Source organism: Pseudorhizobium xiangyangii (genome assembly GCF_020531965.1).
Taxonomy (GTDB): domain Bacteria; phylum Pseudomonadota; class Alphaproteobacteria; order Rhizobiales; family Rhizobiaceae; genus Neorhizobium; species Neorhizobium xiangyangii.
In genome coordinates this window covers 108264-131633 of record NZ_JAJAWH010000016.1, presented here as the reverse complement: position 1 = coordinate 131633, position 23370 = coordinate 108264, and the positions used below count along the sequence as shown (strand labels likewise).

At 60.7% G+C, this 23370-nt stretch carries 21 protein-coding genes and 1 tRNA gene; 9 read left to right on the top strand and 13 right to left on the bottom strand.

What is annotated here, in order from left to right; translation table 11 throughout:
- Positions 1–91 precede the first annotated feature (91 nt).
- The 8 genes from LH464_RS15890 (at position 92) to LH464_RS15855 (ending at position 7313) form a co-directional block, all read left to right on the top strand.
- Entirely contained in the window at positions 92–1348 is a 1257-nt protein-coding gene (locus tag LH464_RS15890; protein ID WP_226787375.1) for a phage tail sheath family protein, read from the top strand.
- 12 nt (positions 1349–1360) lie between these two features.
- A complete protein-coding gene (locus LH464_RS15885) occupies positions 1361–1906 on the top strand; it encodes a phage major tail tube protein (protein WP_226787374.1) in 546 nt (181 codons plus the stop codon).
- A 72-nt stretch (positions 1907–1978) separates the two neighbouring features.
- Positions 1979–2506 carry a phage tail assembly protein gene (locus LH464_RS15880; RefSeq protein ID WP_226787373.1) on the top strand — a complete coding sequence of 176 codons (528 nt, stop codon included), beginning with the start codon at positions 1979–1981 and terminating at the stop codon, positions 2504–2506.
- Between the two features lie 118 nt (positions 2507–2624).
- Positions 2625–4670 (top strand): phage tail tape measure protein, encoded by a 2046-nt coding sequence (locus LH464_RS15875; protein WP_226787372.1) that lies wholly within the window; start codon positions 2625–2627, stop codon positions 4668–4670.
- Positions 4667–5131: a phage tail protein gene (locus tag LH464_RS15870; RefSeq protein ID WP_226787371.1), complete on the top strand. Its 465-nt coding sequence runs from the start codon at positions 4667–4669 to the stop codon at positions 5129–5131. Before LH464_RS15875 ends, LH464_RS15870 begins: the two co-directional genes overlap by 4 nt.
- Positions 5128–5349 (top strand): tail protein X, encoded by a 222-nt coding sequence (locus tag LH464_RS15865; RefSeq protein ID WP_226787370.1) that lies wholly within the window; start codon positions 5128–5130, stop codon positions 5347–5349. The genes LH464_RS15870 and LH464_RS15865 overlap by 4 nt, the downstream gene beginning before the upstream one ends.
- 3 nt (positions 5350–5352) lie before the next feature.
- Entirely contained in the window at positions 5353–6354 is a 1002-nt protein-coding gene (locus LH464_RS15860; RefSeq protein WP_226787369.1) for a phage late control D family protein, read from the top strand.
- Between the two features lie 152 nt (positions 6355–6506).
- Positions 6507–7313 (top strand): DNA adenine methylase, encoded by an 807-nt coding sequence (locus LH464_RS15855; RefSeq protein WP_226787368.1) that lies wholly within the window; start codon positions 6507–6509, stop codon positions 7311–7313.
- Positions 7314–7395: 82 nt separating this feature from the next.
- Here the strand turns inward: LH464_RS15855 and LH464_RS15850 are convergent, their stop codons facing one another.
- The 3 genes from LH464_RS15850 to mnmA all read right to left on the bottom strand — a co-directional run bounded on the left by LH464_RS15850 (position 7396) and on the right by mnmA (position 9748).
- Entirely contained in the window at positions 7396–7977 is a 582-nt protein-coding gene (locus tag LH464_RS15850; RefSeq protein ID WP_226787367.1) for a DUF6037 family protein, read from the bottom strand.
- 355 nt (positions 7978–8332) lie between these two features.
- Positions 8333–8409: transfer RNA gene (locus tag LH464_RS15845), tRNA-Met, on the bottom strand.
- Positions 8410–8551: 142 nt separating this feature from the next.
- Positions 8552–9748 (bottom strand): tRNA 2-thiouridine(34) synthase MnmA, encoded by a 1197-nt coding sequence (gene mnmA / locus LH464_RS15840; protein ID WP_226787366.1) that lies wholly within the window; start codon positions 9746–9748, stop codon positions 8552–8554.
- A 233-nt stretch (positions 9749–9981) separates the two neighbouring features.
- Here mnmA and LH464_RS15835 point away from each other — a divergent pair, with 233 nt between their 5' ends.
- Positions 9982–10410: a DUF1810 domain-containing protein gene (locus LH464_RS15835; protein ID WP_226787365.1), complete on the top strand. Its 429-nt coding sequence runs from the start codon at positions 9982–9984 to the stop codon at positions 10408–10410.
- Here the strand turns inward: LH464_RS15835 and LH464_RS15830 are convergent.
- From LH464_RS15830 to pal, 10 genes are all read right to left on the bottom strand, one after another.
- Positions 10407–11456 (bottom strand): TIM44-like domain-containing protein, encoded by a 1050-nt coding sequence (locus LH464_RS15830; protein WP_226787364.1) that lies wholly within the window; start codon positions 11454–11456, stop codon positions 10407–10409. The genes LH464_RS15835 and LH464_RS15830 overlap by 4 nt on opposite strands.
- Positions 11457–11665: 209 nt before the next feature.
- Entirely contained in the window at positions 11666–13261 is a 1596-nt protein-coding gene (serA, locus tag LH464_RS15825) for a phosphoglycerate dehydrogenase (RefSeq protein ID WP_226787363.1), read from the bottom strand.
- A gap of 82 nt (positions 13262–13343) precedes the next feature.
- Positions 13344–14525, bottom strand: a complete 1182-nt coding sequence (locus LH464_RS15820; protein WP_226787362.1) for a phosphoserine transaminase — start codon at positions 14523–14525, stop codon at positions 13344–13346.
- 174 nt (positions 14526–14699) lie between these two features.
- Positions 14700–15491, bottom strand: coding sequence for an outer membrane protein (locus LH464_RS15815; protein ID WP_226787361.1), 792 nt, complete (start codon positions 15489–15491; stop codon positions 14700–14702).
- Between the two features lie 152 nt (positions 15492–15643).
- The gene (locus LH464_RS15810; protein WP_226787360.1) at positions 15644–16405 is read right to left on the bottom strand and encodes an outer membrane protein; all 762 of its coding nucleotides are present in this window, start codon (positions 16403–16405) and stop codon (positions 15644–15646) included.
- A gap of 260 nt (positions 16406–16665) precedes the next feature.
- A complete protein-coding gene (gene glmM, locus LH464_RS15805; protein WP_226787359.1) occupies positions 16666–18018 on the bottom strand; it encodes a phosphoglucosamine mutase in 1353 nt (450 codons plus the stop codon).
- A gap of 210 nt (positions 18019–18228) precedes the next feature.
- On the bottom strand, positions 18229–20163 hold the full coding sequence (ftsH, locus tag LH464_RS15800) for an ATP-dependent zinc metalloprotease FtsH (RefSeq protein WP_226787358.1): 1935 nt from the start codon (positions 20161–20163) through the stop codon (positions 18229–18231).
- Between the two features lie 99 nt (positions 20164–20262).
- Positions 20263–21585, bottom strand: a complete 1323-nt coding sequence (tilS, locus tag LH464_RS15795) for a tRNA lysidine(34) synthetase TilS (RefSeq protein ID WP_226787357.1) — start codon at positions 21583–21585, stop codon at positions 20263–20265.
- 11 nt (positions 21586–21596) lie between these two features.
- Entirely contained in the window at positions 21597–22622 is a 1026-nt protein-coding gene (gene ybgF / locus LH464_RS15790; protein WP_226787356.1) for a tol-pal system protein YbgF, read from the bottom strand.
- 175 nt (positions 22623–22797) lie between these two features.
- Positions 22798–23334, bottom strand: coding sequence for a peptidoglycan-associated lipoprotein Pal (gene pal, locus LH464_RS15785; RefSeq protein ID WP_226787355.1), 537 nt, complete (start codon positions 23332–23334; stop codon positions 22798–22800).
- Between the last annotated feature and the right edge of the window lie 36 nt (positions 23335–23370).

The window sequence follows — 23370 nt, the reverse complement described above, 5'->3', positions numbered from 1 at the left end:
GGGCTGACAGCTGTCAGCCCCTTTTTTTTTGCGCGCGCGCGTATCGTCCGACCCTGAAAACAAGCTCACACTTGCGCAGGGATAGCTCTTCATGGCTGGCACCACGGACTTCGTCGGCGTTCGCGTCTTTTCTGACCTTCGCGCGACTGTCGCCAAGATCGACACCCGCGATAGCACCCCCATCGGCTTGGTCCTTCCAGCGCCTGCGGCCGACAACACCGCCTTCCCCCTCGACGAACCGGTTCGGATCTCGACCGACAATCCGGAGCAGATCGCCAAGCTCGGCGCCGGCATCGCTCGTGACACAGTCTCGCAGATCAATTCCGAGGGCATCGTCACCGACATCGCCTTCGTCCGGACGGAGCATTCCGACGCCGAGACTCCGGCCGCCAAGCTCGAAGCCGAGATCAATAAGATTGTCGGCTCCGCCGGCGCCAAGACCGGCGTATGGGCATTGCTCGACGCCAAGGCTCATATCGGCCTGGAACCCGGCTGCATCATCGCTCCGGGCTATATGTCCGAGCGGGTCGGAAATGCGGCCAACGCGGTCGCCACGGCCGCCTCGGCGGTTGCAGGCAAGATCATTGACTGCCTGGTAATCGCCGACACCCCGGTTACGAGCCGCGAACTGGCCGCCGCATGGGCCGCCGACTTCGCGACCGCCCTCAATGTCGTGGCCACCTATCCGCAGGCCGTCGTCAATCTCGGCTCCGGTAACGTCACGCGGGCACTCTCTCCTCACGTTGCTGCGGCCATGGTCCGTCGCGACAAGGAAGTCGGCAATCCCTACAAGGCGTTCTGGAACCGGCCGCTGCAGGGGATCCTCGGGCCATCGGTGCCGGTCGGTTATACCGATGGCGAGATCACGTCGGACGCCAACTTCCTCAACCAGGCCGGCGTCGGCACCGTGATCGAAGGCAAGCTGCTTTGGGCACCATTCACCACTGCAACCGATCCAACCGTCGCCTCCTGGCGCTCGATCAAGAAGATCCGCACCCGGCGTGCGATCGAGAAGGCAATGCTCCGGCCGCTCCGCCAGTATCTGTCCGAGGACATGCGGCCCGACACCGTCTCCCTCATCTATCGTGCCTGCGACCAGTTCCTTTCCGATCTGAAGACGCTCGGCGCCCTGATCGATTACGAGCTGGTCTGGTCGAAAGCGATGAACCCGGCCTCGCTGCTGGAGGCCGGTGCCTTGCGCGTAAAGCCTCGCTTCGCCGAGACGCCCGACCTGGTCGATCTGCAGATTTATGATGAGCCGATGCCAGAGGCCTTCGACGTCCTCGCCTCGGCGATCGCCGCCTCACTCTCGCAGCTCGGCCTCAACGGCGTCCGCGTGACCGCTTAAAGGAGAACATCCATGGACCGCATCATCCGAGGCGCCAACTGGTACTGCCAGCAGACGAACCAGCGGCAGCGCGCCGACGAGACCACCCTTCCCGCCCTCACCCGCGAGATGATCTCGATGGTCATGGGCGGCGGCTACTTCGCCATGGAGATGCCGGCGGAAATCCAGCCGCTCACCTGCGAGATGACCGTCAACGGCGTCCACGAGGATCTCAAGGCCCGCTTCGGCCGCGAGCCGGGCGATTGGACCGAGCTGCGCTACTACGAGAACCTGCTCAACGTTTTCCCGGCCGACACCAACGGCGAAGTTCCCACCAGTGGCGCACCGAAGCTGACCGGCCGCGTCGTCTTCCTGAAGGGCCTGCTGAACGGTTTCGAGCAGGGCGGCGTCAAGGGCATGAAATCCTCGGGTGCCACGCGCCTGCGCTGGTCTTCAATCGTCCTCTACCACGACATTTTCAACGGCCGAACGGTCCACAAGTTCGATGTCCAGAATAACGAGCTGATCATCGACGGCGTCAACTACACGGCCGAACACAACCGCATCATCGCGGCCTGACGGGGGCTAGGCTCCGCGACGATGGCCGACCGTCCTGCAGGCGGTCGGCTTCCCTTTTTGAGGAGGCTTCAAATGACACTCAAGGCACAAGTACAGACACCAATGTCCAAGGATGATCCCACCGTGGTTAAGGCCGAGGAGATCCCCTTGCCACCGCCCGAGATGTGGGGCGAGTTGGACAATGCCGGCAAAATCCCGCCAGAGGCTCCAGCCAAAACGCTAGCTGCGCCAGCACCGGCCAAGGAAAGACCTGAGGGCCAGATCCTGCGGTTCACGGCCGGCACACGTAAGAAGGTTGTGCCGCTGCAATTCTCTTTCGAGCTTGGCGGCGAGGAGATCTTGGAAGTCCACGTTCAGCGCCTGACGCTTGCCGACGTCGACCAGCTCCTGGCGAGCCTCGACAAGATCTCGACCTTCGACATCTACAGCGTGATGACCGGTCTCCCTCCTGCGGTTCTGCGCGGTCTGGATGATGACGACGCCGTCGCCGTCACGGAGGCCTGCTACGCTTTTTTGCCCCGACGCTTGAGACCGGCGAGCGAGCAGTCGGGGACTTCTGCCAATGGCGAAGCTACGTCGCTAACGTCTCAGCCCACCTGAAGTTTCGACCGGAGATGACAATGTGGTGGGACGAGCTTATGCTCTGGAATGAACAAGCCCGCCGCATCCACGCTGAAACCTATGGCCTTCTTCTGGCCGCTCTGACGCGAGGCGCGCAATGAGCAGTATCGATGTCGGCGTCAGGCTTCGTCTTGAGTATCAAAAGCAGAATGCCGAACAGGCAGAGCGCGATCTCAAGGAGATACGCAAGGCCGCGAACGATCTTGGCCGTACGAATGCAAGCGGCCTTGACCGCCACCTGGCCGAGGTTCGCAAGGAAGCAGGAAAAGGCGAACAGGCGCTTGAACGCCTGGGTCGGGAAGCCCGCCAGCTCAACAGTGTCACGACCAACGCTCTCGACCGGGAGGTGAAGCAGCTCGGCGCCAGTAGCCGCGCCGCGCAGCGTGATGTTGCCGCTCTCAAGCATGCGTCCAATAGTCTGGGGCAATCGCACCAGGGCCTTCAGCAACTCAATCGGCCTGCAAAAGGGCTGAATGGGACTATGGGGCTTTTGGCTGACAGCGCAAAAGGCGCCTTCGCCGGCATGGTCGCCTTTGCATCGGTGGACAGTATCGTTCGAGGCCTGGAGCGAGCCAGCGACAAGTTCCGGGAACTGAACCGAGCTGCGACCGATGTGGCCATCACCCTGGAGATGGCGACGCCTGAGACGGTCGCAAATATTACCGCCTCCAACGAGAAGCTTGGGATCCGCTACGGCAAGTCCCAGGAACAGGTAAACTCCGCCCGTCACCGGTATGCCGCAGCTGGCATCGGTCTCAATAGCCAGGAGGAGATCCTTGATCCGACCATGAAGGCTGCGATGACCTATCGCACCGAAGGCGAGACAATCGCCCAGGCGCTGATCGCCGCCAAGGAGAACCTTGGCATTAGCGACAGTGATGTCCCGTTGGCGCTCGACATGATGGCGAAGGGTTCGAAAAAGGGACGCTTCGAAGTTGGAGCGATGGCAAAAAACTTCCCATCGCTCGGAGCCTACATGTCCGGAACTGGGCGCCAGGGCCTGGACGGGTGGGCGGAAATGATCGCCATGTCTCAGATCGCCATGGTCACATCGGGAAGTGAGGACGATGCAGCAACCAACCTCAGGAATTGGTTGTCCAAACTATCCTCTCAAGACACGAACAAAAGGTTCACAGACGCGGGTCTTGACCTGGAAGGGATAAAGCAAAAGTCCGACCAAGACGGCACTTCCTATCCGAAAGCGGTTTTGGATGCGGTGATGAAGCACTCGAACGGTGACACTTTCCGGATAGGCGAATTGTTCGGAGATCAACAGGCCGGCATGGCACTCAAACCGCTTCTTGATAACCGCGAACAGCTCGAGCAGTGGATCAACGAGATCCGCAACCAGAGTGCCGGCGGGCTCGATATTGATGCAAAGAATGCTGGTCAAACATCGTATGAAAAGAAAGCACGCATGGACGCTGCCCTGGAGGTCACGGCATCGAAGATCGGCGAGAAATATGATCGGGTCACCACGCCGATAGTAGACCGGGCGGTGCGACTGGTCAGCCCCGAATACGATCGCCAACGTACGATCGAGGAGGAGCCGGAGCTTCTGAAAGAGAACGCAAGGCAACGCCTGGATCTCGAAAACCGTATTCTTCAAATGGAGGGTGAAAGAAAGGAAATGTCCGCAATGGGCGTCGACCTGGAGCCCGTTATTGCAACTTTAAAGGCACAAATGCAGAGCCTCCAGGTGGAGGATAACGCGATCATCGAACGAAGCCGCAATGCGGCCGCAGCTGATGCGCCAATAGCTGGGGCAGAACCTGCCCTCGGCAAGGACATGAGCGGCGCTGCGGATACCGCGATGGGTGGATATATCGACAAGCTCAACACAGCCGGTGATCGTGCCGTGGGTATTGCCCAGGACAAGGCCGCCCAAATGCAGCAGGCCCTTAATTTTACGGCCACACCGACCATTTCCCCAACCTTCGGTCCGCCTGCTCCAGCCGCCGGCCCCGGCGCCGACATTGGAAAGCAGTCCTCGCTTCAGCAATCTAACAGCGTGAGGCTGACCCAGAACATATCGTCACCGAACAGCAAGATGGCGGCGACCCGTGCGCGGCGGGAACAGGACCGCGCCATCCGGCAGGCGCAGGCTCGATCGCTCTACGATGTCGGCCGAGGCCTCGCATGAGTGCTTTCCAGCCCAACGGCGCGCTGCTCTCAATCGGGGGCGCCATCCTCTACACGATCGGGCTGAACCCGCAGCGGCTCTCCTATTCCAGCGAGGCCCGCTTTCCAGCCCATGCCGTTCCAGGGGGCCTTGTCTATCAGAAGACAGGGCTAGGCCCCGAGCTGCTCACGATCGAGGCGAAAACCCTACCACATGTCTTCGGTGGTCTGGACGCCTACGCGATCCTGAAGGCGCACCACAAGACGCAGGCAACGATCCCGCTGATCCGGCTGCGAGGTAACTACCTCGGTGAAGCAAGCGGTCTTTGCGTCATCGAGGCACTCGACGCGGATGAGGAGCGGCTTCATCCCTTCGACGGCATCGGGCGCCAAGTAGACGTGACGATCGGGCTGATCCTATTGCCGCGATCAATGGCAGGCTCAGCACGACAGTCAATCATCACACTGGGGGGCCTCTTATGACATCGTACATAGTGGCTTTTGGCGGCGAGCGCCTGGATCGCCTTGCCAGGAAGGTCATGCAAACAGAACGGCAGGGCACGGTGGAGGCCATTATGGATGCCAATCCGGACCTTGCCTCATTGTCCATTGAGGGTTGGATTCCAGCAGGGACGGTCATCCATCTTCCCGTCGCTTTCAATCCTGCGCCGGCAATGTCCTTCACGCTCGCTTGGGAATAGCCAATGAAGACGCCTGTAGTCCAAATTATCGGGCAGAGTGGTAGCGACCTTGTGCCAGGGTGGAAGCCAGCGCTGACGCGTGTTTCCTTCCGAGATAACGAGGGAGGCGAGCCGGACGAGTTGGAAATTGAATTCGCTGTCGAAGCGCCATTTCCCGACAGTCCCATCGAAGGCACCCGCTATCGACTCTTCTATGGCTGGGAAGGATCGCCGCTCCGCGATGGTGGCATCTTCACCTATCAGAGCGACAACTTGGATGGAGACGCCGAGAGCGGCTACCAGATGACCATCGTCGCGCGCTCGGCGGATTTCGTTGACACGGAAAAGACGGCCGATGTCGAGCACTACGAGGAAGCGACGGTCAGCGACATTTTCAGCAAACTCGCCGCCAATGCCGGCAAGGCCGCCCAGGTTCATCCGGATCTCGCCTCGATCCGCCTGCCTTATCGGCTGCGCTTCAACCAGTCCGCAATGGGCTTTGGTCAGGATCTCGCGGACGAGGTCGGTGCCAGCCTGAAGTTCGCGGGTGGGAAGTGGCTGGTTCTTCCACGCGGCCGTGGCGAGACGGCTTCAGGCAAGGCAATGCCGACGATCGAGATCCTGTTCAAGGACTCGATGCCGATCGGCATCTCAAGTGAAGGTCGGCCGAAGTACAAGGACGTCGAATCCTCCTATTTCGACCCGCTCGAAGGCGTCATGAAAATGGCGAAAGCAGCGGGCGTCGGCCTCGCCTCCCGCTACTTCGCCGTCCATCCCGCACGCTCGGCCGAGGAAGCAGATCACGCAAGTAAGGCGGACGCGGCCGAGTTGGCCCGCAGCTCCATTTCCGGGAGCATAACGATCGAGGGCAGCGACATCGCCATGGCCGGTGCGCCGGTGAAACTGTCAGGGTTTGGAGCCAGCCGAGATGGGCTCGACCTGGTCGCGCCTTCCATTCAGCACGAATGGACCTTCAACGAATCCGGTGGTTGGCTAACGACCGTGGAACTGGCGATGCGAACCTAATCGGGGTCCGTCCAATCGGGCGGCCCGGAGCGCTTGCACACTCCAGACGACGGCTCAGTGTGGCTACTTAACCCGTCCGACAGCACTTTCATAACCGTCGCACCCGCACCCCGAAGGGCAGTGCAGATGTGACCAGAATTGGTTAAAAGTTTATGGACATCACAGCGCTACATCCCGTAACACCCGCGCAGCCAGCAGCTCCCTACATTGGTGGGAAACGGATCCTCTCGAAGCAGGTCATCCAGCGGATTAATCAAACTCCGCATGAAATCTATGTCGAACCTTTTGTGGGCATGGGTGGCGTCTTCCTTAGACGCAACCCATGCCCACGTATGGAGGTCATCAACGACATCAACGGCGAGGTTGCGAACCTCTTCCGCATCCTTCAGCGGCACTACCCGCAGTTCATGGATACGCTGCGCTTTCAGGTGACGTCGCGAAGGGAGTTCGAGCGACTGTCGAGGACGGACCCGTCCACCCTGACCGACCTGGAACGGGCGGCTCGCTTCCTCTATCTTCAGCGCCTGGCGTTCGGCGGCAAGGTGGCTGGCCAGACCTACGGCGTCTCAATGTCCGGAGCCCGCTTCAATCTGCTGAAGCTCGCCCCACAGCTCGAAGATATCCACGAACGCATGGCCGGCGTCGTGATCGAGAACCTACCGTGGCAAAAGCTCATCGAGCGTTACGACCGGCCGGATGCGCTCTTCTATCTGGACCCACCCTATTGGGGTAACGAGGAGGATTATGGCAAGCAGGTCTTCGGCCGTGAGAACTTCATTGAAATGGCGGCGATCCTCGGCAAGCTTAAAGGACGCTTCATCCTGTCTTTGAATGCCGTTCCCGGGGTCTTTGAGACGTTCTCGGAATTCAAGATCGACGAGGTGGACTGCACCTATTCGATCGGCGGCGGTTCCAAGGGCAAGGCAGTGAAGGAAGTAATCGTCACATCGGATATCTAACTTTGGTATCCACTTCGCCCTGATCGTCAGCAAAGCAAGCTAACGAGCGAAGCTAAATTCTGGAGCGATGAAGCAGACGTGCTCATCGCTTCCTCTCACCCCGCTCGGTCCGACCGACATCATTCACACTCCAAACGCTTGATGCATTGAACCGGCGGCTATGGTCAGCGGCACTGGCGCCAAGCAAATGAAGGGTCTTTTCGTAGTTGCGTTTGCTGAAACTAATCGGATGCCGATGGTAACGCCATGTCTTGAAGTACAAACCCTCGGATGGGTTAAGATCGAGGTGATAGATGAGCCTTGCGATCTCGCCTGTTGAAAGGTTCTGTGCCGTGGCATGCCGGGGAATCGCGCCGTTTACAGTTGCTAGCCAGTCCGAAGGCTTTAGAGGTTGACCGCTATGTCCGTCGACATAGAGAACGTCACGCAGGTCCCCGTATTTCTCACCGAGATAGGCATTCTTTACCGTGTAGCTTTCATCGATGTGAAAAGTGTAGTGGAATCGCCTCTCACCCCGAGCAGTCATAGAAAGATAGAACGGCTTGTCGCGCACGGAGAACAAGCAGTCGAATTCGGCTACGCCTGTTCGGACGCGGAACTGCTGAAGATCCAGTTGGATCTGGTTCATGCTCGCGTGCAGCCCTTCAAGAGAAGTCATTTTCATTCAATATTCCCTCAATTGATCAGTCAGCTAAGCTGATTCTCAGGGTCGAGGGAATGTAGTCAGAACGCGACAATTGGACCGGCGTGTCTGGCGGTGGAAGTTCACAGAGCCCTGCTTGTCAATTAACTCCTGCCAGCCACGGCCAGCGATTGCTCATCGAATCCTCTCCATGTGGTCAGGTCATGTGGAGATGCTCGGATCGCAACGCGCTCTCAACGCGCTTCCGACATCAGGGTATCGGAATTTGACACCCATCTGCAAAATGCAAGAATTGCAGTTCTCGCTGTCAAAATTGCGAAAAGGCTTGTCCGGCTACAGGCGGTAATTGCCGGACCGAAACTGCCGGCTGTTTTAGTGGTAGCGGGAGAGGGACTTGAACCCCCGACACGCGGATTATGATTCCGCTGCTCTAACCACCTGAGCTACCCCGCCACACGGGACCCTGCCTTGGATTTCAGCGAACTGAACGGCGGGTCCGTTTGGATGTGCGGCTTATAAAACCCGCGTCACCGAAGTGTCAAGCGTGGTCTTTTCAAAACCGCTTGCAAATCCACAAGAGCCGGCAGGCCGCTGCTCAAGCGGCCACCGGTGTCGCCAAAAGCGCCTTGAGCGACGCCTCGGCTTCGGGGGCACGTTCCGGCCGCTCGATGAAGCCGCCGCCCCACACCCGCGCGTGCGGTCCTTCCGCAGAATACAACACGCAGGCCTGCCCGGGCGCGACGCCGGCCTCGCCTGCCAGGAGATCGACATACACGCCCTTTTCGTCGCAATGGAGCATCACGGGCGCCGGAGGACGGCTGGAGCGCACCTTGGCGAAACAGGAGAAACCGTCCTCTGCATCGTCCGCAAGCGAGCGGTCGCCCAGCCAGTTCACGTCGCGCAGGTAGACGCGGCGCGTGTCGAGCGCTTCCTTCGGCCCGACGATGACGCGGCGCCCCCTGGCATCGAGGTAGACGACGTAGAGCGGTTCGCCGGTCGCCACGCCGATGCCGCGGCGCTGGCCGATCGTGTAGTGGAGGATGCCTTCGTGCTGGCCCAGCACCCGGCCGTCGATATGGACGATGTCCCCGCCAAGCGCTGCGTTCGGCTTCACCTTGTTGATGATGTCCGTGTAGCGCCCCTGGGGCACGAAGCAGATATCCTGGCTGTCGGCCTTCTTGGCGACGACGAGGCCCATGTCTTCCGCAAGCGCCCTCACCTCCGCCTTCGACATTCCGCCGAGCGGGAAGCGCAGATAGTCGATCTGCTCCTGCGTCGTGGCGAACAGGAACCAGCTCTGGTCGCGATCGCTGTCGATCGGGCGGTGAAGCGCGCGGCGGTTCGGATTGTCCGCAGACGGGTTCGGCTGAGACTGGATATAGTGACCGGTGGCCAATGCATCGGCGCCGAGTTCCTTGGCCGTTGCAAGCAGGTCGGCAAACTTGACCGTCTGGTTGCAGGCGACGCAGGGAATAGGCGTTTCGCCCATGGCATAGGCCTCGGCGAACGGGTTGATCACCGCGTCACGGAAGCGCTTCTCGTAATCGAGCACGTAGTGGGGAATGCCAAGCGTTTCCGATACGCGGCGGGCGTCGTCGATGTCCTGTCCGGCACAGCAGGAGCCGGCGCGATGCACCGCAGCCCCATGGTCGTAGAGTTGAAGGGTGATGCCGAGCACGTCATAGCCCTGGCGCTTCAGCAGCCCGGCCACAACGGAGGAATCCACCCCACCCGACATGGCTACAACCACGCGCGTATCTTCCGGCCTCTTGTCAAAATCCAGCGTATTCACAGGAACTCTCTCAGTCACTCGAGCGGTCGGCATTTTCAGCGCGGACACTTTTCGCCACCGGCGGGATCGGCCGCAGGTGGCTTGGATATAGAAAGGAACGCGCTGCCATGCAAGGCACCGCCGCGTTCTCAACGATTGAAGGGGCGTTTGCCGGACGCAGAGAAAGGCCTGCCGCAACATTTCCCCGATCCGGGACGTTCTCTGGCAGGCACTGCGGCCAAAGGAGATGGAAAATGACAGAGGAGGATTTCGAACTCGAACGCTTCGTCTCGGCTCAGGCACAGGTCTACGACCGGGTCGCTGCTGAACTGCAGGCAGGCGCCAAGCGCTCCCACTGGATGTGGTTCATCTTTCCGCAGATCGAGGGGCTAGGCTCCTCACCGATGGCGCAGCGCTACGCCATTCGTTCGCGTCGGGAGGCGGTGGCCTATCTGGCGCATCCGCTTCTGGGTTCTCGCCTTACCGAATGCACGCGGTTGATGCTGAGCCACCCCGACAAGACTGCGCACGACATCCTGGGCTCCCCCGACGACATGAAGTTCAGGAGCAGCATGACGCTGTTTGCGGCGGTCAGCGAAAAGGGCTCGCCTTTCGAGCGAGCCCTTCAAGTGTTCCATGGTGGCGAACGCGATCAGAAGACGATCGCGCGGATCGGACCTTAGGCGGTCTGGATCGCCGAAAGCTGCCACTCGCGGGCCGGCTTGCGAACGAAGGTCCAGACCTCGACCGTTTCGGTCGTCTGATCCGGGTCGCCTTGCTTCACCTCGCCGGTGTTGCGGTCACGCATGACGTCGATGCTGGAATAGCGCATCGCAACCGTGGCAAAGTCCTGGCCATTCTCGCGCCAGGCTTCCGAAAGGTCGCCCTGCAGAAGCGTCACGTCGCGTACCTCGTTCTTGAGGCCGTTGGTGGCGTTCTCGCCGAGTTCCTCTGCCAGGTAGGACATGGCTTCCGGCGTCGTGAGGGCGCGCAGCGCAGCATAGTCTTCCGCCGCATAGGCAGCCTGGACCTGCTGCAGGAGCTTCTCGAAATGATCGAAATCACGGCCCGTCACGCCGATCTCGTCGGTCGCATCGGAGGCTTGACGCGGTGCCTGCGCAGCGGTGGCCGCAGCGGCACCTCCACTGAGCGAACCGATCTTCGGGATCTGGAACGACGATCCACGCTGCTGCACGTCATCATGAGCATTGCGCTGATTGACGCCAGACGGACCGGTGCCGGCTGTGCGCTGGTTGTTGAGGCCAGCCGGACCGGCAGCTGCCGTTTGCCGGCGGCGCGCGAAGAAGCGCATGGCCAGCATGGCAAGACCACCGATCAGCGCAACCTGCAGCAGCATTCCGAGGAAGCCTGCAGCGCCACCGAAGCCCGAGCCCATCATCATGCCGAACAGACCGCCGAGGGCAAGACCGCCGAGCAGACCACCTGCGAGACCGCCGAACATTCCGCGATTCTGCGGTGCATTCTGGGCACCTGCGGCATTCGGCGTAGCAGCATTCTGCTGTGTGCGCGGCGTCATGGTCCGGTCAACCGGTGCTGCCGGGGTCGGCGCAGTCCGGGTAACGGCGGGCGCGTTGAATGTCCGCGAACCGCGGCTGCCGAAGCCGCCGCCACGGCGGGCCTCTGCAAAATCAACGGCCATCAGGGACACCGCCATTGCGATCGCCGCGACCGCAAACACGTGTCTGAAACGCCGGATGGATGAAAACATTCTCTTCTCCTCTGGATCCGCACGCTTGCGGACATATCCTCATATAGCGACAGGCGCTTTGGAATTTAAGAGCTTTTCCATTGCATACGCTGAATTAAGGCAGCCCATCGATAACAAATGCGTCAGAAGGACCCTGCCGAAGGGCAAAAGAAAGCCCCGCGCGGACCTCTCCGCACGGGGCTTTCTCCATCAAGTCCTTGGGAGAACTGTCAGTCTACGTTGAACACCAGCGGCTTGGCCTGGCGGATCGCCGGGTTTGCGGTCAGCTTGTCCAGCACTTCCTGCGCGACCGGCGCATCGACGTAGAGCAGTGCGATCGCGTCGCCACCCTGCTTGTCGCGGCCCAGCTGGAAGTTGGCGATGTTGACGCCACCCTCGCCGAGCGTCGTGCCCATGAAGCCGATCATGCCGGGAACGTCGGTGTTGGAAATGTAGATCATGTTGGCGCCGACATCGGCGTCCATGTTGATGCCCTTGATCTGGATGAAGCGCGGCTTGCCGTCCGAGAACACCGTGCCGGCGATCGAGCGGGTCTGGTTTTCCGTCGTCACGCTGAGCTTGATGTAGCCGTCATAGACGCCCGTCTTGTCACGCTTCACCTCGGAAAGGACAATGCCCTTTTCCTTGATCATGATCGGCGCCGAAACCATGTTCACGTCGGAAACCTGGTTGCGGATGAGACCGGCCAGAAGCGCGCTGGTCAGCGCCTTGGTGTTCATCGTTGCGGTCGATCCGTCGTAGAGGATCTCGATTTCCTTGATCGGGGTCTCGGTGACCTGTCCGACGAATGCGCCAAGCACATCTGCCAATCGGATGAACGGCTTCAGGAGCGGCGCCTCTTCGGCAGTGATCGACGGCATGTTGATGGCGTTCGAAACGGCGCCCTTGACCAGATAGTCGGACATCTGCTCGGCAACCTGCAGCGCGACGTTTTCCTGGGCTTCCGTCGTGGAGGCGCCAAGGTGCGGCGTGCAGACGACGTTCGGCAGGCCGAAGAGCGGGCTTTCGGTTGCGGGCTCGACTTCGAAGACGTCGAAACCGGCACCGGCGACATGACCGGACTTGATGGCTTCAGCCAGAGCCGCTTCATCGACCAGGCCACCGCGGGCGCAGTTGATGATACGCACGCCCGGCTTCGTCTTGGCGAGGTTTTCCTTGCCCAGAATGCCGCGGGTCTTGTCGGTCATCGGCACGTGCAGGGTGATGAAGTCAGCCTTGGCCAGCAGCTCGTCCAACTCGACCTTGGTGACGCCCATGTCCTGTGCGCGCTCGGCGGAAAGGAAGGGGTCATAGGCCAGCACGTGCATGCCAAGGCCGATAGCCTTCTTGCAGACGATACCGCCGATATTGCCGGCGCCGATGACGCCGAGCGTCTTGCCGGTGATCTCAACACCCATGAACTTGGACTTTTCCCACTTGCCGGCCTGGGTCGAAACGTCGGCCTGCGGCAGCTGGCGGGCAACGGCGAACATCAGCGCAATGGCGTGTTCGGCCGTCGTGATCGAATTGCCGAACGGCGTGTTCATAACGATGATGCCGCGGCGCGAGGCGGCCGGGATATCGACATTGTCGACGCCGATACCGGCGCGGCCGATGACCTTGAGGTTGGTCGCTGCGGCGATTAGCTTCTCGGTGGCCTTGGTGGCGGAACGGATGGCGAGACCGTCATAGTTACCGATGATCTCGGCGAGCTTTTCCTTGTCCTTGCCGAGCTTCGGCTGGAAATCGACTTCGACGCCGCGGTCGCGGAAAATCTGGACGGCAGTTTCCGACAGTTCGTCGGATACGAGAACGCGAGGTGCCATTTTAGGCCTCCTGATAAGTTCAACGATGGAATTATGGGTGATTGCGGGCTCCGCCCTGAAAGGCGGAGCCTATGCGATCTGATCAGGCAGCTGCCTTGGAAAGTGCCGCCTTCTGGGTCTCGAATGCCCAGGAAAGCCACGGCATCAGCGCCTGCATGTCGGCGGTCTCAATCGTGGCGCCGGCCCAGATCCGCAGACCGGACGGAGCGTCGCGATAAGCTCCGATATCGAGGGCAACGCCCTCCTTCTCGAGGATCGAAACGAGGCCCTTTGCAAAGGCCGCCTGCGCGTCGGCATCAAGAGCCGCAATCGCCGGATCGACGATCTTCAGGCAGACCGAGGTGTTGGAACGGGTTTCGTCCTTCACCGCCAGGTTGGCGATCCAGTCGTTTGCCGCGACGAAGTCGAAGATGACCTTGGCATTTGCGTCAGCACGAGCGGTCAGGGCCTTCAGGCCGCCGAGGGACTTCGCCCAGTTGAGGGCATCGAGATAGTCCTCGACGCAGAGCATGGAGGGCGTGTTGATCGTCTCACCGGTGAAGATGCCCTCGATCAGCTTGCCGCCCTTGGTCATGCGGAAGATCTTCGGCAGCGGCCATGCCGGCACGTAGCTTTCCAGGCGCTCGACAGCGCGCGGAGAAAGGATGAGCATGCCGTGGCCGCCCTCGCCGCCCAGCACCTTCTGCCAGGAGAAGGTAACGACGTCGAGCTTGGAGAAGTCCATGTCCTGAGCGAAGGCAGCCGAGGTGGCGTCGCAAATGGTCAGGCCCTTGCGGTCCGCCGGAATGAAGTCGGCGTTTTCAACGCGGACGCCGGAGGTGGTGCCGTTCCAGGTGAAGACGACGTCGCGGTCGAAATCGACTTCGGCGAGGTTCGGCAGGAGACCGTAATCGGCCTCGAACTTGCGGACGTCCTTGAGCTTCAGCTGCTTGACGACGTCGGTGACCCAGCCGGCACCGAAGCTCTCCCAGGCGAGCATATCGACGCCACGCTCGCCGAGCAGCGACCACAGCGCCATTTCGACGGCGCCGGTATCGGAAGCCGGCACGATGCCGATGCGGTAGTCCGCCGGCACATCTAAAATTTCGCGGGTAAGATCAATGGCCTGCTTGAGCTTCGCCTTGCCGACCTTGGCACGGTGCGAACGACCGAGCGGGGCATCGGAGAGCGCTTCGAGCGACCAACCGGGACGCTTCGAGCAAGGGCCAGAAGAAAAATGGGTGTTGTTTGGACGCAGGTCCGGCTTTGCGGTGGCAGTGGCCATATGTATACCCTTCCAGGTAATTAGCCCTTCGTTGGGGAAGGGTGTCCCGCCGCCGTGGGTATTCCTCGCATCTGTCTTAGTCAAGCAAAGAAACGTCGCAAACGCAAAATTCCGGGCACGGTCGTTGCGCCACGCGGGTTGGCCAACGCGATGGCATGGAAGGAAGTGGCCGCCTTAGAAGCCGATATGGATGCCTGCACGGACTTCGTGGCGTCGGAAGCCGTCGTCGTCCGCATCCCCGTCGGCGGAGCGGAACATCGCGCCGCCGGCGATGTCCGAATATCGATAGCCCACATCCAGCTTGACGCGGTCGGTAAGCGCATAGGTCACGCCGGCCATTAGCGCATAGCTGAACCGCCAGTCGCTCTTGCCGCTGAAGGAAGCGGCATCGCTGCCGCCGCCACCACATGCAGCACCGATACAGGCCGAATCGGCAGAAAAGTCGTCCCAGACGACGCGTGTCACACCGACACCCGCGCCGACATAGGGCGTGAACCCCGCGACGTTCGCGATATCCAGATAGCCGTTCAGCATCAACCCGTAAGCCCGCACATCCGCCGCGCCATCGTAGGTGCACGTGGTTCCGGCCGGAGAGGACGCCGAGCAAGGCCGGGCGGCATCGAAGTCGCCCTCCATGTCGCTGGCGAAGAATTCCGCCGTCACATCCGTACGAAACATGTCGTTGATCCGGTAGCCAAGACCGAGAGCTCCCGCAAGCGGCCTGCCGAACCGCGATTCGTCGAAGCTTGCCCTGCCCGTTGCATCCCCCGTGTATTCCGGGGAACCGGCGCTTCTCCAGGGCGCATAGCCCACATCGCCACGCAGGTACCAACCGCTCTGCGCACCTTCTCCGTCGATCGTGATTTCCGGAGCATTCGACAACACGGCATCGTCGGACGCAGCCGCGATTTCGGCGCCCGGCCACACGGCTCCGGCGGCTATGATCAATACGTGAATTCGCTTCATCGGGATTCCTGCTCAGGCATACGGAGCCATGAGACGTTTCCCGTTAACTATGCCGGGCCCGGGTTAACCGACCGTTAAGCATGTCTGTTAACCCCTGACCAAAAAAGAAGGCGCCTCGGGGGCGCCTTTTAGTTTCTGGAGGTCTGATATGCTTATTGCAGGGAATAGCGCAGGCCGACCTTGAAGTCGTGCGATGTGATGTCCTTGAACTTCATCGCTGCCGGTTCCACGGCAGATCCGTCGAAGGTATTGATCGTACCCGTCTTCGCATCGCCCAGGTTCAGGTAGCTGTAGCCGAAATCGACGGTGAGGCGGTCGTTTACCTGATAACCGAGGCCGGCATGCAGCGCCCAGGCGAGATTCCACTGCGGATCCGAGCCGGCATAGGCGACGGCCGGGCGTGAAACGTCCACATCGGTGAAATTCGAGATGGTGTTGCGCGATGCGCCGACACCCGCGCCGACATAGGGAACGATCCCGTGGTAGTCACCGAGATCGACATAGACATTGGCCATGATCAGCCACTCGGACTTCTTGGCGTCGTATTCGTTGGGTCTCCACACGGCACCGTCCCAGTAGCGGTCGAGGGCCGAAAAATCCGCCTTGCCGCGGTATTCGACGAAGGCATCCGTCCGGAGCCACTCGTTGAACTGATAACCGACACCGACGCCGCCGATAGGAGCGCTGTCAAAGCCGCCAGCATCGAGGAACTCGTGGCTGTCAACGATGGCATAGCCCGGGTGGGACAGCTTGCCGAGACGCTGGTTGCTCATTCCCAGGTGTCCGCGCAGGTACCATCCACCAAAGGGGTCCGTAACGGAAATTTCCGGGGCCGGATCAAGATAAAGATCGGCAGCCGTCGCAGACGTCGCCAGAAGTGCGACCGTCATGCCGATCACCAGGGTTTTCATCATAGAACTCCAATATCCGCACTAGCCGCACAAGCCGGCAATTCATCAGAGCCACTATGAAAGATGATAGTTAATTGCCGATTAAAACGCCGAAAAGACGTTATACTTCAGACGGCTAATATTAACCTTGTTTAGATTACCACATCACCACATGCGGAAAAACGGCGACATTTCCGGGGCCGGTGGCCCACGCGTCATCCCGCACGCAAAAGAAAAGGCCGGCTACTTGGCCGGCCTTTTCTTTTGCGAAATCCATTGCTTGTTCAAGCGACGTTCTTGACGTCCGCAATCACGCCAACGAGCCCGTTTACGATCCGTTCGACCTGGCCCTGGTCGTCACCTTCCGCCATGACCCGGATCAACGGTTCTGTGCCAGAGGGGCGGATTACCAGCCTGCCCTTGCCGGCCAGCTCCGCCTCTGCATCGGCGATTGCCTGCTGCACGATGATGTCTTCAAGCGGCTTGCCACCGGAGAAACGGACGTTGCGGAGCAACTGCGGCACCGGCTCGAACCGGCGGCACAACTCGCTGACCGGACAGCCGAGCTTCTTGACCCGCGCAAGCACCTGCAGCGCTGCAACGAGACCGTCGCCGGTCGTACCATGATCTGACAGCACGATGTGGCCGGACTGCTCTCCACCGATATTGAAATCGTGATTGCGCATATGCTCGACCACATAGCGGTCGCCGACCTTGGTGCGCGCCAGCCCCAGGCCCTTGGAGGAAAGGAACCGCTCCAGTCCGAGGTTGGACATGACCGTAGCGACGATACCGTCACCCTTCAGCCTGCCGTCTGCCAGCCAGCTTTCCGCGATGACCGCCATCAGCTGGTCACCGTCAACGACCGCACCGGTCTCGTCGACGATGATGACGCGATCGGCGTCCCCGTCGAGGGCGATACCGATGTCCGCGCGAACCTCGTGAACCTTCCTCTGGAGGGCTTCCGGGCTGGTCGAGCCGCAATCGAGATTGATGTTCTGGCCGTCGGGTTCATTGCCAATGGTGACGACATCGGCGCCCAGCTCCCAAAGAACGGCAGGCGCAACCCTATAGGCTGCCCCGTTGGCGCAATCGATGGCGATCCGAAGACCCTGAAGGGTTACATCGCGGGGCAGCGTCCGCTTTGCGTGCTCGATATACCGGTCGTGAACACCGTCGATACGCTTGGCACGGCCAATGTCACTCGCCTTGGCGAGCTGGGCCGCGAGGTCCTGTTCGATGAGATCCTCGATCTGGGTCTCGAGCTCGTCGGAAAGCTTGTAGCCATCGGGACCGAAAAGCTTGATGCCGTTGTCCTGATAGGGGTTGTGGGAGGCGGAGATCATCACGCCCACATCCGCGCGCAACGAGCGTGTCAGCATGGCGACGGCCGGCGTCGGGATCGGACCCAGAACAAAGGCATCCAGTCCGGCTGCCGTAAACCCGGCCACCATCGCATTTTCCAGCATGTAGCCGGAAAGCCGCGTGTCCTTGCCGATGACGACCCGGTGTCGGTGGTTACCGTTGCGAAAGATCGTTCCGACTGCGATCCCGACCCGCATCGCCAGGTCTGGCGTCATCGGAAATACGTTCGAATGCCCCCGAATTCCATCGGTGCCAAAATAACGGCGTGTCATAAATACTCCTTCGTCACCGCTCCCGGGCGGCGCGTCTTCGCGGCGCTTGCCACGGCCTCTGCATGGCTCAACACCATCCAGGTGGCTGCGGTCATGCCACATTCTCCGCAAACTGACACGTAAATTAGCGTCAAAATCGATTACATCCCGTTACCAAGAAAAAGGGCTGCCCTTGGGGGCAGCCCTTCATCCACAGCTATCGAGAGAATGTCAGTGAGGCTGGGGCTCAAGCCCGCCCTCGGGCTCTCCGCCCTTCGGCTCGTCCTTCTTGGCGCCGGCGCTCGGAACAGCCGAACCACGGGCCGGCGCAGTATCGTCACCCTGATCGCGCGACGGCTTCTGCCCCTTGATAAGCGCCTTGATCTCGTCGCCCGACAGAGTCTCGTATTCGAGCAGCCCTTCGGCAATTGCCACGAACTCGTCATGGTACTTGGTGAGGATCTCGCGTGCCTCGGTGTAGGCCTCTTCGATCAGACGGCGTACTTCGCTGTCGATCTTCTGAGCCGTGGCTTCAGAGACGTTCTTCGACTGCGATACGGAATGACCGAGGAAGATTTCCTGCTGGTTTTCACCATAGGCAACCTGGCCGAGCACGTCGGAGAAGCCCCACTGCGTTACCATGGCCCGGGCAAGCTTGGTGGCTTGCTCGATATCGGAGGACGCTCCCGAGGTGATGTTCTCCTTGCCGAAGGTCAGTTCTTCGGCAATACGGCCGCCCATCATGATGGTCAGGCGCGACACCATCCACTTGTAGCTCATCGAATAACGATCGCCTTCGGGGAGCTGCATGACCATGCCGAGCGCACGACCACGCGGAATAATGGTGGCCTTGTGCAGGGGATCGGCAACGGCGACCTTCAACGCGGTAATCGCGTGTCCGGCCTCGTGATAGGCGGTGAGCTTTTTCTCGGCCTCGGTCATGGCGGACGAGCGGCGCTCGGCACCCATCATGATCTTGTCCTTGGCGTCCTCGAATTCCTGCATGGTGACGAGGCGCTTGTTGCGGCGCGCTGCCATCAGGGCGGATTCGTTGACGAGGTTCATGAGATCCGCACCGGAGAAGCCGGGTGTGCCACGAGCCAGGATCTTGAGATCGACATTCGGCGCAAGCGGTACGTTGCGGACGTGAACCTTGAGGATCCGCTCGCGACCGACGATATCCGGGTTCGGGACGACGACCTGACGGTCGAAACGGCCGGGACGCAGCAGCGCCGGATCAAGAACGTCGGGACGGTTGGTCGCGGCAATCAGGATGATGCCTTCGTTTGCCTCGAAACCGTCCATCTCGACCAGCAGCTGGTTGAGCGTCTGCTCGCGCTCGTCGTTGCCGCCGCCGAGACCGGCGCCACGATGGCGGCCGACGGCGTCGATTTCGTCGATGAAGATGATGCACGGTGCATTCTTCTTCGCCTGCTCGAACATGTCACGGACACGGCTTGCGCCCACGCCGACGAACATTTCCACGAAATCGGAGCCGGAAATCGTGAAGAACGGCACGTTGGCTTCGCCGGCAACCGAGCGGGCGAGAAGCGTCTTACCAGTTCCTGGAGGCCCTACGAGCAACACGCCGCGCGGAATACGACCGCCGAGACGCTGGAATTTCTGCGGGTCGCGAAGGAATTCAACGATTTCCTCGAGATCCTGCTTGGCTTCATCGACGCCGGCGACGTCCTCGAAGGTCACGCGGCCATGCGCTTCGGTCAGAAGCTTGGCCTTGGACTTGCCGAAGCCCATCGCTCCACGCGAACCGCCCTGCATCTGCCGCATGAAGAACAGCCAGACGCCGAGGATCAACAGCATCGGCAGCAGCGTACCGAGATAGCTCAGGAAGCCGGACGACCCATCCGTTTCCGGCCGGGCAACAATGGTGACGTTCTTCGACTGGAGACGCTCCATGAGCGTATCGTCGATGACAGGAGAGTAGGTCTGGAACCCGGCGCCGTTTTCGCCATAGGTGCCCGCCACGCGATTGCCGGTAACCACGACCTCGCGGACGCGGCCGGAGTCCACGTCGCTGAGGAACTGCGAATACGGAATCTCACGCGAGCTTGTCTGTGATGGCGCCGTTTGGAACATGCTGAACAACGCGATCAACAGAAGCGCTATGATCGCCCAGAGGGCGAAATTTCGAAAGTTTGGGTTCATCGAACTCCCCGGAACTATATGGCAAGCCCGAAAGCCAGCCTTGCTGGGGCTAACATAGGGTTGCACCATGCCCTTGCCAAGGCAAAGCGAGCGCACTGGTTACCTTTTCCGTATGGAATCTCCGAAGGGCGTAGTCGGAAAGCCGTCGCATCCGAAGAGTTTCGCAAGCGTAGCCGCGAACGTAAGGTCGAACTGCGGCAAAAAGCGGTCGAATGGCGCGAGGATAGGCTTACAGGAAAAACCTTGCTCTCCTCCGGCAAGGACTGGGTAAGGCATTACCTGTGACGCGCGCAGTGCGACCGATGCAGGCACTGCAGGAAATTGCTCGATCGCCTCTTGCCGGGTCGTCTCGACCGGCAACAACGAGACGGCCCCATTGCTTGTGTTGGCGACACGGAAGCGCCCGTCCCAGATCGCCGTTTCGCATGGCGCAACCTGCAATGCCGGGATACCCCTCCTTTCCCGGCAGAGATAAAGACCGTTACGGCGACTGTCGAAAACCACCCTGCCCGCGGTCATTCGTCCCGGCTCTCCGCTAAGGCAAAAGGACAGGACCCGCTGGAGATTGTCTGCCGCCAGCCCCTGTTCCCGTCCGCCAAGAACCGCTGCGGATACGGACAGGAGATAGCGGAGGACCATCGGATCGGCGCGAAAGGCATCGGCGTCGATATGCATTAATACAGAGTGGTGGACCTGCGCGTGCATGGAAAGCAATCGTGCCGCCGCTTCGGAGATTGCCGCGCGTTGGCTTGCGGCGGCATCGATTGCGGCGAGGGAAACAGCCTCCCCACCAAGATTTTGCCGGGTGCGCGCACGCTCCGAGCGGATATCGACATTCGACGGATCGTCGATCCATCCACGGCCAAGAGACTGAAGAAAGCTGCGGACATCCGCACGTCGGGTTCGCAGCAAAGGCCGCAACAACCAATGGCGGCGGTGCAGCAGCACGGCCTCGGCCATCCCTGCAAGACCCGGCGTATCCGGCTGACTGTTGCGCGCGGCACGCATCGTCACGGTCTCGACCTGGTCGTCCATCGTATGGCCGGTGAGGATTGCGGTAGCGCCGACTTCGTCTGCCGCTTCGCAGAGCAGGCGATAGCGGGCCTCACGAGCGGCGGCGGCAATACCGGAAGAGGGTTTGTCACCCTCCCAGTTCCTGATCACATGGGGAATGCCTACACCCCGGCAGATATCGGCAACGTGAAGCGCCTCGCCGGCGGACTCCGGCCTCAATCGGTGATCGACGGTCGCAGCAAACAGCTCGATGCCGTCCTGCCTGCCATTGGCAAGCGCCTGAAGCAGCCCGATCGAATCGCTGCCACCGGATACGGCGACCAGCAGCCTTGCCGGCCTTGGCAATCGCGCCAGCAGACGGGAGACAGCCTCATCAGGCGGAATTGAAAATGGATCGGCGGTGACCACGGCGCGCCGGATCAGCAGCGCAGACGCTTCTGCTCGGAGGAAACCTTCGAGAGTACCGCACGCGGCGCCTTGGGATAGCGCTTCGCCACCTCACCCAGCGTGGCGCAGGCCGTTTCGGAATTATCGAGAGCTGCGAGCGACATGCCGAGCTTCAGAAGGATCTCCGGTGCCTTGGCCGATTTGCCATAGGTCTTGTGGGCATTGAGGAAAGTCTTGGCGGATTCGTTGAACTTGCCTTGCGAATACTGCGCTTCGCCAAGCCAGAAGCTAGCATCTGCCGCGCGTGAACCTTCAGGGAAGTCCGCGAGGTACTGCGTGAATTCCTGTTCGGCCTGCGCATAGTCGCCGGAGAGGACGTGGTTATAGGCGACCTGGTAGACGTCGCTCTCGCTTCCGAGCGACGCTGTCTGCTCGGGAGCGCCGGCCGGTGTCTGCGCCTGCGGTCTGGATCCGGTATCCACGCCAGGCAGACCTGAGGAATTGTCGGCATTTTCGTTGCGGCTGGCAGTGCGCGGATTGCCGCTCTGATCAAAATCGATAGAGCCGAGAACAGTCTCAGGCGCGCCGGTGGTGCCCGTGGGCGCGGGACCGGTGCCATCAGCTGGGCCGGGTTGCGTTCCGATGATGCCGGCCACGTCGTCGGCCGGTCCTTCCGGGGTGTTGCCGGCATCAGGTCTGGTGGCATCAGGTCTGGAAGAGGCAACGGCCGGTTTCCCGGCCGCTCCGTTGTCGCTCTTTTCAAGTTCTTGGAAGCGGAATTCGTTGTCTTCCTGGGTCTTTCGCATCTGTTCCTGCATCTGCAGAAGCTGGAAACTCATTTCCTCGATGCGACCGTTAAGCTGCCTGATCGTCTCTTCCAGCTGCTGCACACGGATCGACGCATCGTTGGCCTGCGCCAACACCAGCGGAGCTTCTGTGCTCTGCCGCTGCTGCGAAGCCTGCGTATTTCCCTGAAAGAGTTTCGGCAACGAAAACGCCCCTGCGGACCCGCTCGTAACCATCAGCCCTAGCATTGCTGCCAAGACAAGTTTCTTCATATCGTCCGTCCTGCTCTGATCCGCGCCGATTTGACGCCGCTGGAGATTTTGCCAATCCGCGCCAAAAAGCAACCAAGTCGAACCTCTAAAATGATCCGAAGTTCGGCCAAACTATGGAAAAAGAAAAGGCGGCCCGCTGGACCGCCTTCACGATATCGTTTCCGGGCGACCGGAATTACATGCTGGCGCCGCCGAGGACCGTGACTGCACGGCGGTTCTGCGACCAGCAGGAAATGTCGTCGCAAACAGCAACCGGCTTTTCCTTGCCGAAGGAGATGGTCGTCATGCGGTTGGCCGGAACGCCGCGTGAAGCGAGGTATTCCTTGGTGGAAGCAGCGCGGCGGGCACCGAGCGCAAGGTTGTATTCGCGCGTGCCGCGTTCGTCGGCATGACCTTCGATGGTGATGGCATAATTCGGATAGCGAGCAAGCCACTGAGCCTGGCGGTCCAGCGTCTGCTGGGCATCGGCGCGGACAGACGTCGAGTCGGTATCGAAGAAGATGCGGTCGCCGACATTGACGGTGAAGTCCTGGGCGGAGCCCGGGGTTGCTGCTCCACCGGCGCCACCAAGGCCAAGTTCGCCGGCATTGTTCGGCAAGTTTTTCTTGTTGGCGCAACCAGCGAGCGCAAGCGCAAGCGTCAAGGCGATGACAGCCGGGTTGCGAGCGAGGGTCTGCATACGGCTTATCGCCGGTGTATGAATGCGGCTCATAGCCGGTCTCTCCTTAAGATCAAAGAATAGAGTTGC

Excerpts from the sequence above, each read along its gene's own strand:
- LH464_RS15890 (WP_226787375.1), top strand. The coding sequence starts at position 92 with ATGGCTGGCACCACGGACTTCGTCGGCGTTCGCGTCTTTTCTGACCTT.
- LH464_RS15885 (WP_226787374.1), top strand. The coding sequence starts at position 1,361 with ATGGACCGCATCATCCGAGGCGCCAACTGGTACTGCCAGCAGACGAAC.
- LH464_RS15880 (WP_226787373.1), top strand. The coding sequence starts at position 1,979 with ATGACACTCAAGGCACAAGTACAGACACCAATGTCCAAGGATGATCCC.
- LH464_RS15875 (WP_226787372.1), top strand. The coding sequence starts at position 2,625 with ATGAGCAGTATCGATGTCGGCGTCAGGCTTCGTCTTGAGTATCAAAAG.
- LH464_RS15870 (WP_226787371.1), top strand. The coding sequence starts at position 4,667 with ATGAGTGCTTTCCAGCCCAACGGCGCGCTGCTCTCAATCGGGGGCGCC.
- LH464_RS15865 (WP_226787370.1), top strand. The coding sequence starts at position 5,128 with ATGACATCGTACATAGTGGCTTTTGGCGGCGAGCGCCTGGATCGCCTT.
- LH464_RS15860 (WP_226787369.1), top strand. The coding sequence starts at position 5,353 with ATGAAGACGCCTGTAGTCCAAATTATCGGGCAGAGTGGTAGCGACCTT.
- LH464_RS15855 (WP_226787368.1), top strand. The coding sequence starts at position 6,507 with ATGGACATCACAGCGCTACATCCCGTAACACCCGCGCAGCCAGCAGCT.
- LH464_RS15850 (WP_226787367.1), bottom strand. The coding sequence starts at position 7,977 with ATGAAAATGACTTCTCTTGAAGGGCTGCACGCGAGCATGAACCAGATC.
- LH464_RS15835 (WP_226787365.1), top strand. The coding sequence starts at position 9,982 with ATGACAGAGGAGGATTTCGAACTCGAACGCTTCGTCTCGGCTCAGGCA.
- LH464_RS15830 (WP_226787364.1), bottom strand. The coding sequence starts at position 11,456 with ATGTTTTCATCCATCCGGCGTTTCAGACACGTGTTTGCGGTCGCGGCG.
- serA (WP_226787363.1), bottom strand. The coding sequence starts at position 13,261 with ATGGCACCTCGCGTTCTCGTATCCGACGAACTGTCGGAAACTGCCGTC.
- LH464_RS15820 (WP_226787362.1), bottom strand. The coding sequence starts at position 14,525 with ATGGCCACTGCCACCGCAAAGCCGGACCTGCGTCCAAACAACACCCAT.
- LH464_RS15815 (WP_226787361.1), bottom strand. The coding sequence starts at position 15,491 with ATGAAGCGAATTCACGTATTGATCATAGCCGCCGGAGCCGTGTGGCCG.
- LH464_RS15810 (WP_226787360.1), bottom strand. The coding sequence starts at position 16,405 with ATGATGAAAACCCTGGTGATCGGCATGACGGTCGCACTTCTGGCGACG.
- glmM (WP_226787359.1), bottom strand. The coding sequence starts at position 18,018 with ATGACACGCCGTTATTTTGGCACCGATGGAATTCGGGGGCATTCGAAC.
- ftsH (WP_226787358.1), bottom strand. The coding sequence starts at position 20,163 with ATGAACCCAAACTTTCGAAATTTCGCCCTCTGGGCGATCATAGCGCTT.
- ybgF (WP_226787356.1), bottom strand. The coding sequence starts at position 22,622 with ATGAAGAAACTTGTCTTGGCAGCAATGCTAGGGCTGATGGTTACGAGC.
- pal (WP_226787355.1), bottom strand. The coding sequence starts at position 23,334 with ATGAGCCGCATTCATACACCGGCGATAAGCCGTATGCAGACCCTCGCT.